Genomic DNA, 13,659 nt, shown 5'->3' on the forward strand with positions numbered 1-13,659 from the left:
TGTGCGCCAGTCCTCTGGCGCTTTCGAGCGTCCCCGGGCCTGCGGAAAGCTCCAGAGGGCTGGAGCACTCCAGGACGCTGCCGCGCTCAGCGCAAACCCAACTGCATGGTTACGGCTGAGGCACCAACGGCAGCACGATGTGCGAAGGATATTCAGCACCGTAATGGATCGTGTTCGTGGCGATGACCGTGCGGCGGTGCTGCTGAAGCGGTTCGCCAGTGTTCGGGTTCACGTCGAAGCGCGGGAAGTTGCTGCTGCTGATGTCCACACGGATGCGGTGGCCTTTTTTGAAGACGTTGCTCGTGGGGTAGAGCTTGATGGTGAAAGGATAGACCTTCTCTGGCTCCATAAGCTTTTCCTCCTGCAACAAATCGCGAAAGCGCGCGCGTACGATGCCGTCCTGGAGATTGAGGTCGAAACCATGCGGCCAGTCGGCGCTGGGCGGATAAACGTCGATGAGCTTGGCGGTGAAGTCGGTGTCCACGGCCGACGATGAGGCCCAGAGTTTCACCTCGATCTCGCCGGTGATCTCGATGTCTTCGGCCAGCGGCGCAGTTTGGAACACGAGCACATCGCTGCGGGCGGAAAGCGGGATGGGTTTCGTCCAGTTCCAGAATTTTTCGCCACCGCGCTGATCCCACGCGCCCTGCTGCATGATGCCGTCACCGGAGGAGATATTGCCACCGAGCGTGGGCACGGGATTCCGCGGATCAAACGCATAGCTCGTCGCTGCCGTCTCGTTTTTCGTCTTCACATCGCTCAACAGGCCGTCGGCATGCAAATAGAACGGCGTGGGCTTCATGCGGGCCAGCGGCCATTCCTTTTCATCGCGCCACTGACCGCCGTGATTGAGCAGGCCGTCCTTGGTCTTGCTGCCGTCGCCGGTGCCCATGACGAAGATGCGCACCTTTTTGGCGAAGGGCGCGGCTTTGCCGACGCTGTTGTCGATTCCCTTCATCCAGTGATCGAACCACTCCTTGCGCCAGGCGAGCTGATCTTCGATGGCCGCGGTGGCACCGAAATCGACCTGGCCGTGCTTTGATTTGTTCTGCGCGCCATGAATCCACGGTCCCATGATGAAATAGACGTCGCTTTTGAGCGTCTTCGACAGCGCGGTGAAGTTGGCGGACGTGTTGCCGGCCCACGAGTCATACCAGCCGCCGACGAAATAGACGGGCATGTCCTTGTAGCGCGCAGGATCGGCCAGGATGTTGTTCTGCTTCCAGAAAGCGTCGTCCTTGCCGTGGCGCATGGCCTGGATGAGCCAGTCTTCGTATTCGGGGGCCAGTTTGAGCGGCGTGGAGCCTGGACGCAGCGGCAGCAGCGAGAGATAATCCCAGCGATGGTCCGCCATCTCCTTGAGTTCGTTCTGCGTGGCGGGATCAAGCGCCGCGTTGCTGCCTTTGCCGGCATTGAGCATGATCCAGTTCCAGAAGCGCATCTCAAACGCACCCGCATTCCGCATGCTCTGGCGGCCCATGTTGGACACGGCATCGACGGGAATGACGGTGGTGAGCTGCGGCACTTTTTCCAAAGCCATCGCATGCTGCGTGCCGCCGACATACGAGGTGCCCACCATGCCGATCTTGCCGTTCGACCACGGCTGCGCGGCAATCCACGCGGCGCAATCGGCCCCATCGACGCCGTCATCGGTCATCCAATGCCACACACCCTCCGAGGCGTAACGACCACGCGTATCCTGCGCCACGAAGGCATAACCGTTCGCGGCAAAGTATTCGCCGTACCTTTCCGCGCCGTCCTTGTTGTAAGGCAGACGCGTCAGGATGACGGGCAGCTTGTCCGCATTCGCAGCAGGCAGGTAGATGTCCGTGGCGAGCTTCACGCCATCGCGCATTGCCACCATGACATTCTTCTGAACCTTGATGGCTGCTTCCTGGGCATGCAGCCAGGAAGCAGCCAGTAAGACCGCCGTGAACAGCGAGCGATGGAGCATAAACTTACTCCGCGAGCAATTTCGCCACCGTTTCTTCGAGGCCGTCGCGAGCGTTGGTGCTCACGACCATGCCCTTCTTGTTCAGCAGCCACATCGCAGGAATCGATTCGATGCCGTACTTGGTGGAGATTTCATTCTGCCAGCCTTTGCCGTCGAAGTACTGCGGCCATTCCATGCCTTTTTCCTTCACGAAGGCTTCCAGCGCGGCCTTGTCGGAGTCGAGCGAGATGCCGACGATTTCAAAGCCCTTCGGATGCAGCTCTTTGTAGGCTTTGATCACGTTTGGCAGCTCCGCCACGCATGGGCCGCACCAGGTGGCCCAGAAGTCGATGAGCACGACCTTGCCCTGAAGTTTGCTGACATCGACTTCCTTGCCGTCCACGGCGGTGAATTTGAGTTCAAACGGCTTGTTCTTGAGATCAGCGGTGGCTTTGATGCTCTTCACTTTGCCTTCGACCACTCGGTTCATCTTCTCCTCGGGAAACGCCTTCAGATGCTTCTCCGCCTTCGCCATCCATGCGACGGTGTCGCCGCCCGGACCTTCGGCTGCTTCAGCAGACTCCATGACATCAATCAGGCTGGCCTGTGATTTGGTTTCCGGCTTGGCATCTGCGGCTTTCATAATGTCGGCGAGGGTGATCGCCGCCTTCGCAGGGGCAGGCACGCCTGCGATCTCACGTGCCTGTCCGACCATGGACTCGAACAGCGCTGCTTCCCATCGGGCCGGGTTGGTGGGTGCGGCTTTCATGGCCGCAGCGTAGGCCGCATCGAAGTTCGTCAGTCCCGTCTTCAGCAACGCAATCGCCTCATCGCGTGACTTGGGCTTCTCCTTCGGATTCTTGATGCCTTCGACGACATCATTGACCTTCTGCCATTCGGCATCGCCGTCAGCAGCACGAAGAGAGGAGGAAACGGCCAGGACAAAAGTCGTGACCCCGATGCAGAGAAGGCGGTGTGCGTTCATGAGACCAGCCTAAACGGGGCAAACCGCCGCTGGCAATCGTTTACGCGAAGATTTCCGTCGTAGGCCGGATGTGTTCGGCGCGTTGAGCCTCGCCAACACGAGTGGCGTGTTCGCCGAACTATCCGGCTGGGTTTGGGGAGCGTATGCAGGCCGGGGGGCATACGGGAGCACCAAGAGCCGGATAGTTGGGCGAAGGATGCGAGGGGAATGGCGATGTTGATTTCCGCCCAACACATCCGGCCTACGATTCGAGCATCTCACGCGAAGATTTCCGTCACAGCCTTCCCTTTCCCGTCCTCGGTGACGTAAAACGGCCTGCCTTCGATCTCGAACTCGGTCTTCGGGCTGATGCCCATGGCGGTCATGATCGTGGCGTGCAGGTCCATGACGCTGACGGGATTCTTGGTGGCAATGAGCGGGCGCTCATCGGCCGTTTCGCCGTAGAGGAAGCCTTTCTTCACGCCACCGCCGAAGGTCATGACGCTGGTGCCGCCAGTGAAGTGGCGGTGCAGGCCGTAGTGCTTCATTTCGCTGAGGGTATCAACCTTGAAGGTCGTCTGGTCGTTCGCGGTGGAGCCGGGCTTGCCTTCCATGAGCGCATCGCGGCTGAACTCGCTGGCGATGATGATGAGCGTGCGATCCAGCAGGCCCTTCGCTTCCAAATCACGCACGAGCTGCGCGATAGGGCGGTCGATCTCCTTGTGCATGGCATCCACGGTGGTGTGGCCGTCCTTGTGCGTGTCCCATTGGAAGAAGGGCACATACTCGGTGGTGACCTCGACAAATCGTGTGCCCGCCTCGATCAAACGACGTGCGAGCAGGCAGCCGCGGCCAAAGCGGCCCGTGTCATACTTCGCGTAGCTCTCCTTCGGCTCTAGGGTGATGTCGAAGGCCTCGCGCTCCTTCGCACTGAGCAGGCGATACGCATTGTCCATGCTGCGCAGCATGGATTCCTGCTGGTAATCGCTCATGAACTCGCGTTGCGGGCTTTGATCGACAAGTTTGCGGAACAAGCGGTCGCGATTGGCGAAACGGTTCGCGTCCATGCCCTTCGGCGGTTTCACCGATTGCGCGGCTTCTTCGGGATAAGGCAGATTCATCGGTCCGAACTCGCTGCCGAAGAATCCGGCGGTGGTGAAGGCCTTCAGTTCCTCGCTTTCGCCCACACCTTCGAGTCGCTGGCCGATGTTGATGAACGCGGGCATCACCGAATTGCGCGGGCCAAGCACCTTCGCCATCCAGGAGCCGATGTGCGGGCATGCCACCGTCTGCGGCGGCACATAGCCGGTGTGCCAGTGATACTGATGCCGCGAGTGCAGGATGCTGCCGAGGTCCGGCTGCACCGCGCTGCGGATGAGCGTGCCGCGATCCATGACCTGCGCGATGTTTTCGAGTCCCTGGCAAATTTTGATGCCATCCACGCTCGTGTTGATCGCCGGGAAGGTGCTGAGCATGCGTTTGACCTCGAGACCCTTCTCGAAGGGCAGGTAGCCCTTCGGATCAAACGTGTCCGGTGCCGCCATGCCTCCCGCCATCCACAAAAGGATGCACGCATCGGCTTTCGCAGGTGGATGCGTGACTTTTTCGCCGGTTTTGGCCCAGATCGCCTTTGGTGCGCCGGTCATCCACGCGGCGGTGGAAGCTGTGGCGAGTTTCTTGAGGAAGTCGCGGCGAAGGAGGTGCTCTGGGAGGCTGGCGTCGAGGTCGTGCATGATGAGAGGAAAACGTGCGATCTCTGCCGAGCTTGCGGATAGTAGCCATCATCGCTCCGCGTGATGAGCTGAGCGTGTGGCAGGCAGGACGCCATTCGTGTTACACCAGCGTCCAGCTCGTCACGCGGAGCGATGACGGCTACTTTTGCTCGCTTCGCGAGTCCTGCCAGCTAGCGTCGCGGCCATGCGATTCTTCAACCCGCATGACGATCTTCTCATCACCCAGCGCAAACTGCCGCACTGGGCACAGGATGGGGCGGTGGTGTTCATCACCTGGCGCACCCTGGATTCCATGCCGCAGGAGGTGCTGGAGGGTTGGCGGGCGGAGCGCAACCGCTGGCTGGTCGCGCACGACATTGATCCGACGCTGCCAGGTTGGAAAGCGCAGGTGCAGGATCTACCGCTTGAGCAGATGACCGAGTATCACGAGCAATTCACGACGAAGTGGCATGAACATCTGGATTTGGGTCATGGTGCCTGCGTGCTGCGCCAGCCGGAACTCGCTCAAATCGTGCGTGACAGCCTCCTGTACTTCGATGGTGACCGCTATGAGATGCTCGACTTCGTGATCATGCCGAATCATGTGCATCTGCTGGCCTGTTTTCCCGACAAGGCCGCACTGCTGGAGCAGTGCGAGTCATGGAAGCACTTCACGGGTGTGCAGATCAATCGTCGGCTCGGCACGAAGGGCCGTTTCTGGCAGCAGGATGCGTTTGATCATCTCGTGCGGCATGAGGCACAGTTCCGGCGTTTGCAGCGCTACATCGCAGAGAACCCGGCGCACGCGGGCCTGCGGTCGGGTGAGGCGCTGCGGTGGAAAAGTAGCCATCACCGCTCCGCGTGATGAGCTGAGCGTGTGGGAGGCAGGACAAGCGATGATTGGCCTTTGGGCGTCGTACGGGTTGAACGAGCGCACCGCTCGTCACGCGGAGCGATGACGGCTACTTTCGGCGTGAACTCAGCCGCGCAGCAGCGCCAATGCCTCGATGCTTGGAAAGCCTCCCGCACGCAACAACGCGCGTCGTTCCAGCAATCGCTCGCGGACATTGAAGCCGAAGATTTTGCACGTCACCTAGCCAACCTCAGTGAGAGGATTGATCATCCCGTGTCGCGGTGAAAAATCAGTCATGCCCCCATGTTCACTTCAGCAACTTGGCGAGGTCAGGTGCCACCTTGCGAAGTTCGTCGGCGATGATCTTGGCGATGACTTCGGCACCGTGGGCGTTGAGGTGGGTATGATCCGTGTGTTTGCCGTCTTTGCCGGGCGGATTGAAGGTGTCGGACTCGACGAGGCCGAGCTTGTTGTGCAACTCGACGCTGAGCGTGAACAGATCGACGAGCGGCACTTTCTTTTCAGCGGCCACCTTGGTCGCTGCTTCAGCCCAGGGCTTGAGTTCGCCGCGAATTTTGCCGTTGTCGAAGGTGCGGCGGGCGAGGGAGGTGACGAGGATCGGTTGGGCACCGATGGCGCGGGCTTCGTCGATGAAGTGCCCCAGGTTTTCGGAGTACGTCGTCGCGGGATCGGTTTCTCGCTGCGGACCTTTGCCGGGCATGTCGTTGTGGCCGAACTGGATGAGAACGAAGGCGGGTTTCGAGTCGATGACTTTCTTCCAGTTGCCGCTGTCGCGGAAACTTTTGCTGCTTTGGCCGCCGCCGGCGAAATTAAGGCATTCGGCGGTGGGAACGAGCAACTTGCCGAAGGCGGCACCCCAGCCGGCTTTGTCGGTGACGGTGGAATCACCGGCGAGTGCGACGCGGGTTTTGGTTTCGGCAGCGTGTGCGATCGTAAGACTGAAAAAGACGGCGAGAAGACAGTGGCGGAGCATGGGCGAGTTAACGTGCGATCTTCTGCCATCTCGCACGGCGGATGCTGCGGCCCATGTTGAGCCAGTCCTGCTCAAAGTCGGTGGTGGGATAAAAGAACGCGTCGTCAGGCCAGTCGAGACGTTTGAACTGATGCGTGCGTGACTCGAAACTGGCGAGGGCGTCTTCGAAGTACGGCTGGTCATCGGTTTTGAGGAGGAATTCGCCATTGGGGACGAGAATGCGGTGCAAGCCATCCAGGAACTCGCTTTGATTCACGAGCCGGCGTGCGGCGTGGCTCTTTTTCGGCCACGGATCGGGGCAGAGAAGATGCAGGCGGCTCACGCGGGCACTCGGCAGCAGCCAGCCGACGGTGTAGGCGCTTTCGAGCCGCATGACGCGGGCGTTGGGGAGCTGCATGCGTTCGATTTTGCGCATGGTTTTGTCCACACGGCCGAGCATGCGCTCGACACCGAGGAAGTCGCGCTCGGGATGCTGCGCGGCCATGCCGGTGATGAAGGTGCCGTCACCGCAGCCGAGATCGATCTCGAGCGGACGGGGGGAGGCGGGGAAGACTTCGGGCAGTTCTTGAAAGTAATCTGGGGGGGCAAAGAGGGAATTCATTGGGCCTACGGAACACACGGAATACACGGAATTGAATGGGGCGAGAAGTTGAACTTCTGTTTCCGTGTATTCGGTGTGTTCCGTAGGCTGATCCTCAAATCATTCCACAATCATCTCGCCTTTCATGACGAGCCAGTGGCCGGGGAAGGTGCAGATGTAGGGGTAGGTGCCTTTGGCGGTGGGTGCGGTGAAGCGGAGGGTCTCGCGGTCGCCTTGGTTGAGCATCTTGGTTTTGTGCAGGATCTTCGGGGAGTCGGGGATGAAGCCTTTGGCGAAGCCGTCGGGCGTTTTGGCCATTTCGTTGCCGGCCATGCCGACTTCGTCCGCTGCGCCGGGCTGGACGATGAGGAGATTGTGCGGGGTGACGTCGGGATTTTCGAAAACGAGCTTCACGGGGGCTCCGGGAGCCACTTGGAACTCGCGCAGGTCGTAGAGCAGGCGCTCGGGGATGGTCTTGATGGTGATGGTTTGCAGGCCGGGCTGTGCGTCGAAGGGATCGGGCTTCTCGGCCTTCTTTTTCTTCGCCATCAGCGCGGGCTTCTTCGGCTCGCTGTCTTGGAGGAATTTTACCAACTCGGGATGCTTCGCCAGGAAGGTGGTGTTGCCCTTCCAAAGCGGCTGCAGCGTGTGGCTGTCGAGCGAGGTGCGCAGCGCGTAGTTGAGGTAAGAGTCCATCGGGTGCTTCAGCAGATCGAGCGCGGCTTCCAAGGCTTCCGGCGTGCCGATGTAACTCGCCGCGATGGCCGCTTCGAGGCGGACGAGGCCGCTGGGGTCGTTGCATGATTTCTTGTGCAGCATGCTTCTGCTTTCACTAAGGCGAGCAAATCTAAGCGCTCTTGCTGCTGCAACTCTCGCCAACGGCGAGGGGTTCTCACTGAGGTTGATGAGTGCCTGCCAAGGAAAAGCTGGCTGGGCTGCCAGAAATGGCGATGCCGTCCAAAAAAGTTCCGCTAGGAGGTGAGCAGATGGATTCGACACGTCAGTGATCGCAGGCAGCACTTCCATGGCCTCCCTTTCCCTCAACTCCACCTTCGCACGATACCGCGTGCGGTAGTTCTCGCTCTTCAGCAGGTCGAGTAATTCAGGGATGCTCGCACCTGCGATCTTGGGTGGTTCTTCGAGTTTTTGATCTTTCGCGGTGATGCGCCAGATGCGGCCGGATTTTTTGTCGCGGCGGGTGTCGCGGAGGGAGTATTGCGCGTGGCCTTTGACGGGGTTGTACCAGTCGGCGATGTACATCGCGCCGTCGGGGCCTTGCTGGATGTCCACGGGGATGAAGCTCAGGTTCGTGCTCTGGAAGACGATGCCGACTTTCTTTTCCTCGAAGTGCGTGTCGTGCTCCACCCACTCGTGCAGTTCGACTTCGTTGGTGGGCTTGTAGCGGACGCGCATGAAGTGTTTTTTGTCGCGCAGTTCCTTCGGCCAGTGGCTGCTGGTGAGGAATTCCTGGCCGCAGGTGCCGCTGTAAGCGGGGAAGTAGTTCCCGGCAGGGACGTGGATGTCGGGATAGGGCGCATTGAGCGCATGCACAGCGCTGGCGAAGACGGGATGGCTGCCGACGTGGAAGCCCCAGTCGTCGAAGGTGATGCCCCAGGGGTTCGTGCTCATGTAACTGCCAAAGGCGAGCAGCTTTCCGGTGGCGGGCGTGTAGCGGAAGAAGCTGCTCTCGCGGGCGCGGACGGGGCCGTAGGGCGTCTCGACCTGGCTGTGATGGAAGATGCTCTCGCGGAAGATGAGATCGCCCTCGGGGCTCCAGACGAAGTCGTGCAAGGCGTGGTGGCTGTCCTCGGTGCCGAAGCCGGTGAGGAGTTTTTCGCGGTGGTCGGCCTTGCCGTCGCCATCGGTGTCTTTGAGGAAGGTGAGGTGCGGCTGGTCGGAGACGAAGACGCCGCCATTGCCAAACTCAAAGCTGAGCGGGATGGCGAGTTTGTCGGCCCATACGCTGCATTTGTCGGCGCGGTGGTCGCCGTTGGTGTCTTCGAGGATGAGGATGCGGTCCTGCGGGGCCTCGCCGGGCATGATCTGCGGGTAGGTGGTGCTGGTGCTGACCCAGAGACGGCCTTTGGTGTCGAAGCGGATGGCGATGGGCTTCACGAAGAGGTCGGGGAAGTCTTCTTCGGAGGCGAAGAGGCTGACCTCGAAGCGGGGGTCGATTTTGAAGGCGGCGAGTTCAGCAGCGGGGGAGAGCCATTCGTTGATGGGGCGGTCGCCGGTGATGGTGGGGAGGGGGTCGGTGGTTTTGTCGTTTGGGGGGACGGGATTGACTGGAGTGACCTGAGTGACGGTTTGCCAGATGGCGGCGTCTCGGGCTTCGGTCATCTGGAGGAGCTTTTTGAGTTCTCCGGGGAAGTTCACGACGCCGTAGGGCTCCATGCGGCCGCCTTTGATGTAGAAGTAGTTCAGCGGGCGGTAGTGCTGGAAGAATTTGTCCTCCTTCTCGACGACGGCGGCGCGGACGGCGGCGTTGAGCTTGGGCGGGGTTTCTTGGGTGAGCTGGTTGTAAAGGCGTTCACCGAATGCGAGATAGCCAGCGGCATCGAGATGAACGCCGTTCGTCGTTTTGGGTGCCAAATCGGTGAACACATCGGCAAAGGCCACGTTTTCGGCCGTGGCGACCTTTTTCATCGCGTCGGTGTAGAGCTTGATTTGGGCGTTGAGATGCTCGTGCGGCTTCTCAGCAGCGGTGGAGCTCACGAGGACGATTTTCGGCTCGGAGGTGCCGTTGTAGCGATGCGCCTTCAGCTCAATGAGGAAGGCCTTCAGCAGTGTTTCGAACTCCGCGACTCCCTTTTCGCCTTTGAAGGACTCGTTGAAGCCGAAGGCGGCGAGGATGACGTCGGTCTTGTGCTCGGTGAGGTGCTGATTGAGATCGCCGAAGCCATCGGGGCGCGGGCGCAGGGCGACTTCATCGGCAGACCACGAGAGATTCCGCACCACGAGCTGTTCTTTGGCGAAGCGCTGGTGGAGCAGGGCCTCGAACTGGCCGTAGTCGCGCATGCGGTCGAAGAGTGAATTGCCGATGAGGGCGATGCGCGTGCCGGGCTTGAGTTCGAGTGGGAGCTGGGCGGCGGCGATGGACGACAGGCACAGAACGAGGAGGAGATGGCGAAACATGAGGGCCATGGAACGATGAGCGTGCTGATTTGCTTTCCTTGAGTGCGAAGTTCCGCCGGCTATGGTGAGGCGAAAGATTTTCCCACCCAACCATGCCGATCTACGAGTTCTACTGCCCCGACAACAACAAGCTGTATTCCTTTCTCGCCCGCTCGCTGTCGTACCGTGACAAGCTGCCAGCGTGCCCAGATGGCGCAGGTTTGAAAATGGAGAAGCGAGTGTCGCGCTTTGCGGTGATCGGCCAGGCGAAGGAGGAGACGGGGGATGATCCCTTCGCGGGCATGGATGAAGCGAAGATGGACAGCTTCATGCAGGACATGGAACGTGAGATGGGCGGCATGGATGAGGAAAACCCCGATCCGCGTCAGCTCGGCCACTTCATGCGCAAGATGACGGACATGATGGGAGATAAGACGCCGCCCGAGCTGCGGGAGATGGTGCGCCGCCTCGAAGCGGGTGAAGATCCCGAGAAGCTGGAGGAGCAGTTCGGCGGGATGGATGAGGGCGAGGGAGCTGATGCGTTGTTCTCGCAGATGCTCAAGCGCGTAAAATCAGCCCGCAAGGAGCCAGTGCGTGACCCGAAGCTGTATGAAATGCGGGATTTTGTGACGGAGTGAGCTGTCAGCGATGACTACAGCTACTCGATCTCGAACATCACATTCACAGGCGTGTCGCTGCGGCTGAAATCGCCGCGTTCCCAGCGCAGCCGGTTGTTTTCCCACTGCCAGGCGTCGTTTTGTTCGGGCGTGGCCGTGTCTTTGCCATCCGTCGGAATGCGACCGACGGGCAGTTCGAGATCGAGAAGGTGCGGGGGAATCATGACAGCAGCAGTTCGAGTTTGGCCCAGATTTCGGCGTTGCCAAATTTTTCGCAAAGCACCCGCAGGCCGTCATGATCCAGGGCCACCGGGTTCAGCCGCATCAGTGACAGAATGTCCGTGCTGTCCTTAGCGAGCCGGTCAGGATTGTTTTTGATGGCATGCAGCTTGAGCGCCGTGATCCCCGCCACGGAAGGCACTCGCAACACGGCGGAACCGATCGGCATCGTCACGCAGTCTTTATCGAGCGATTCAAAGGTGGAATCGCTCACGAACATCAAATCCACATCCTCCGCCTCCATCGAGGAATGCTTCCAGCGAGAGAAAATCTCCGTCTCAGCCTCCTTGTGATAGCCGATGGACTTGAGCAGACGCTCCATCACGGGAATGTCGTGAGTGGCGATCAGAAAGTCCACATCCTTGGTGTTGCGCACATAACCATGAGCCTCAAGCGACCTGCCGCCAATGAGCATAAAGCGCAATTCACCCCGACGTTGTGCGCGGAAAAGAAACTCGGCCAGTGACTGCATGGCAGCGACTCTACCGCGCTTCACATCGGCCTCAAGATGCTCTTGCCTGCCGCTCAATTCCCCACCGAGACGGCACCCATGGCAGGAACCATGATTTCATCGCCGCTGTTGAGCTTCGCACCCGGCTGGAGGCGGTTCATTTCGCGAATGCGGTCCGGCGTGGTGCTGAATTGCTGAGCGATGCTTTCCAAGGTGTCACTGCGGTCAACACGGTAGGCCAGGATGCCGCGATGGGTGTCAGCGGCTGCGCTTTTTGGCGGGGTGGGGGCAGGAGCAGCAGGCGGCTGCGGTGCGATGGCCGCCGGTGCAGGCGTGGAGGGCACGCCGAAGCCAGGAAGTGGAATGGTGTCGGAAGATTCGGGCACCACGGTTTTGGGTTTCGTCTTGTTGTTGGAAGCAACGGTGCTGCCGCCGCTGCGTCCGGGAATCACCAGGCGCTGACCGAGGAGGAGTTTGTTGGGGTCTTTGATATGGTTTGCAGCAGCGAGGGCGGTTGTCGTCGTCTTGTAGCGGATGGCGATGGCTTTGAGGCTATCGCCTTTCTTTACGATGTAGGTGGTGGATGTGGGCGCTGGGCTGCCGGGCGTCGCAGGCGTGTAGCTCGCTGGCGTCGTCGAACTGCTGCGGTGCGGGGAAGGAATGAGCAGCGTCTGGCCGATGGAGACGTTTTCGCCGGAGAGGCGGTTGAGCTGCTGAATCTCCCCCACGCTCACGCGATGCGTCGAGGCGATATGCCACATCGTGTCGCCAGGGCGGACGACGTGGGTGGTGTGGGAGGCGAGGTCGGTGCCGCCGTTGTAGCGCGTGGTGGAGCTGCCTTTGCCGCCGCGTTTGATGCCGCTCACATCGCGTTCCAGCTCACCCAGCCGTGAGTTTTGCACTCGGTCGCTCTCAGCCAGCTTGGCCACCTGGCTGCTGATGTCGCCCGTCGGGCCGTAATACTTGGGCGCTGGTGCTGGCGTCGATTTTTTGGGCGTTGTGGTGCTGGAGGTCGCCTTCTTCGATGTTGAAGGCTTGGCAGGCGGCGGCATTCCATAACCCGGCGGTGGTGGGTAGGTATAACCGGCGGGGGGCGGGTAGGTATAGTTTGCCGGAGCCTGAACGCTGGCGGCGGACTGTCTGGCAGCCCTGGTGGAGACGGGTTGTCTCGGTGCCCCGCTGGCGGGATAACCCGGAGGCGGCTGCAGCGTGTAGGTGTTCGAGACCTGGGCGGAGACGAACGAACTGGCTTCAAATCCCAACACAGCCAGGAGAGAAACCAGCACACGGGAGGTAAAGGACAGCGTCTTCATATAGTCATTGTAGAAAATCATGTTGTTAATTCAAACAAATATTTTATATATCTGAATAATTTTTTGAAATTTCGCCTTTTCATCGCCCTGGCCCTGCAAACCCTGGCCGCCTTCTCGGCCCTCGGTGGCAGCGCCTTGGCCCTCGTCTGGCTGGAGCAACGACAGGCTTCGCTCCCTTCGCTCGTCCTGCCTCGCTGGGACGAAACCGCCCCGCTGGTCATCGTCGATGCCGGTCACGGCGGGCATGATGGCGGGGCCGTCGCCAATGGCATCATTGAAAAAAATCTCGCGCTCGACCTCGCCCGCCGCCTGCAACGCGAACTCGAAGCCGCTGGTCTGCGCGTGCGCCTGACACGCGGCGGCGACACTTTCCTCCCACTCGAAGCACGCGCCGCCCTCGCTGGCACCCACCAGGCCGCCGCCTTCGTCAGTGTCCACCTCAACACCGACGGCGAGGGCCATGCCGCCGAAGGCATCGAGACCTACTTTGCCGAATCGCAGCCGCTCTCCTCCCGCCAGCACCCACAGACTGGCTCCGGGGCAAAGACGGGAACCAGCGCCGACTTTGCCAGCACCGTGCAGCGCATGGTCTGCACCACGACGAAGGCACAGAATCGCGGCACCAAAGCACGCAGCTACGCCGTCGTCGCCCAGGCTCCCTGCCCTGCCGTGCTCGTTGAATGCGGCTTCATCACCAGCGCCACCGAGTCCGCACGGCTGAAACGTGATGCCTATCGAGATCAAATCGCCGCCGGCATCGCCCGTGGCGTGGCGCTGTTCCTGCAAATACAGCCAAAGCTCGTCGCTGGCTCGTAAGGCTGAAAAACATCCGGGCGCAGCGGCGCTTTC

General features: G+C 60.6%; 12 protein-coding genes. 3 read left to right on the forward strand and 9 right to left on the reverse strand.

Annotated features, from left to right (window positions below):
* Window positions 1–109 precede the first annotated feature (109 nt).
* The 3 genes from ACKVY0_RS15305 to ACKVY0_RS15315 form a co-directional block, all read right to left on the reverse strand.
* Entirely contained in the window at window positions 110–1,954 is a 1,845-nt protein-coding gene (locus ACKVY0_RS15305) for a CocE/NonD family hydrolase (protein ID WP_409215689.1), read from the reverse strand.
* A 4-nt stretch (window positions 1,955–1,958) separates the two neighbouring features.
* On the reverse strand, window positions 1,959–2,918 hold the full coding sequence (locus tag ACKVY0_RS15310) for a TlpA family protein disulfide reductase (RefSeq protein WP_409215690.1): 960 nt from the start codon (window positions 2,916–2,918) through the stop codon (window positions 1,959–1,961).
* 257 nt (window positions 2,919–3,175) lie between these two features.
* A complete protein-coding gene (locus ACKVY0_RS15315) occupies window positions 3,176–4,630 on the reverse strand; it encodes a DUF1501 domain-containing protein (RefSeq protein ID WP_409215691.1) in 1,455 nt (484 codons plus the stop codon).
* A 184-nt stretch (window positions 4,631–4,814) separates the two neighbouring features.
* Between ACKVY0_RS15315 and ACKVY0_RS15320 the strand changes: the two genes are divergently transcribed.
* Window positions 4,815–5,474, forward strand: a complete 660-nt coding sequence (locus ACKVY0_RS15320; protein WP_409215692.1) for a transposase — start codon at window positions 4,815–4,817, stop codon at window positions 5,472–5,474.
* A 295-nt stretch (window positions 5,475–5,769) separates the two neighbouring features.
* On the opposite strand, the gene ACKVY0_RS15325 is transcribed toward ACKVY0_RS15320, so the two are convergent.
* The 3 genes from ACKVY0_RS15325 to ACKVY0_RS15335 form a co-directional block, all read right to left on the reverse strand.
* On the reverse strand, window positions 5,770–6,456 hold the full coding sequence (locus tag ACKVY0_RS15325; protein ID WP_409215693.1) for a rhamnogalacturonan acetylesterase: 687 nt from the start codon (window positions 6,454–6,456) through the stop codon (window positions 5,770–5,772).
* 7 nt (window positions 6,457–6,463) lie between these two features.
* Window positions 6,464–7,057, reverse strand: a complete 594-nt coding sequence (gene trmB, locus ACKVY0_RS15330; RefSeq protein ID WP_409215694.1) for a tRNA (guanosine(46)-N7)-methyltransferase TrmB — start codon at window positions 7,055–7,057, stop codon at window positions 6,464–6,466.
* A 99-nt stretch (window positions 7,058–7,156) separates the two neighbouring features.
* A complete protein-coding gene (locus tag ACKVY0_RS15335; protein WP_409215695.1) occupies window positions 7,157–10,171 on the reverse strand; it encodes a PVC-type heme-binding CxxCH protein in 3,015 nt (1,004 codons plus the stop codon).
* A 92-nt stretch (window positions 10,172–10,263) separates the two neighbouring features.
* Between ACKVY0_RS15335 and ACKVY0_RS15340 the strand changes: the two genes are divergently transcribed.
* Window positions 10,264–10,788: a cytochrome C gene (locus ACKVY0_RS15340; RefSeq protein ID WP_409215696.1), complete on the forward strand. Its 525-nt coding sequence runs from the start codon at window positions 10,264–10,266 to the stop codon at window positions 10,786–10,788.
* A gap of 20 nt (window positions 10,789–10,808) precedes the next feature.
* Here the strand turns inward: ACKVY0_RS15340 and ACKVY0_RS15345 are convergent, their stop codons facing one another.
* The 3 genes from ACKVY0_RS15345 to ACKVY0_RS15355 are packed head-to-tail and all read right to left on the reverse strand — an operon-like array spanning window position 10,809 to window position 12,831.
* The gene (locus ACKVY0_RS15345) at window positions 10,809–10,991 is read right to left on the reverse strand and encodes a hypothetical protein (RefSeq protein ID WP_409215697.1); all 183 of its coding nucleotides are present in this window, start codon (window positions 10,989–10,991) and stop codon (window positions 10,809–10,811) included.
* Window positions 10,988–11,518, reverse strand: coding sequence for a hypothetical protein (locus ACKVY0_RS15350; protein WP_409215698.1), 531 nt, complete (start codon window positions 11,516–11,518; stop codon window positions 10,988–10,990). The genes ACKVY0_RS15345 and ACKVY0_RS15350 overlap by 4 nt, the downstream gene beginning before the upstream one ends.
* A 53-nt stretch (window positions 11,519–11,571) precedes the next feature.
* Window positions 11,572–12,831: a LysM peptidoglycan-binding domain-containing protein gene (locus ACKVY0_RS15355; protein ID WP_409215699.1), complete on the reverse strand. Its 1,260-nt coding sequence runs from the start codon at window positions 12,829–12,831 to the stop codon at window positions 11,572–11,574.
* 42 nt (window positions 12,832–12,873) lie between these two features.
* Here ACKVY0_RS15355 and ACKVY0_RS15360 point away from each other — a divergent pair, with 42 nt between their 5' ends.
* Complete coding sequence (locus tag ACKVY0_RS15360; RefSeq protein ID WP_409215700.1) at window positions 12,874–13,626, forward strand: N-acetylmuramoyl-L-alanine amidase; 753 nt, start codon at window positions 12,874–12,876, stop codon at window positions 13,624–13,626.
* Window positions 13,627–13,659 lie beyond the last annotated feature (33 nt).

Origin of the sequence: Prosthecobacter sp., from assembly GCF_046154365.1 — a bacterium.
In the GTDB taxonomy this organism is placed as follows: Bacteria; Verrucomicrobiota; Verrucomicrobiia; order Verrucomicrobiales; family Verrucomicrobiaceae; genus Prosthecobacter.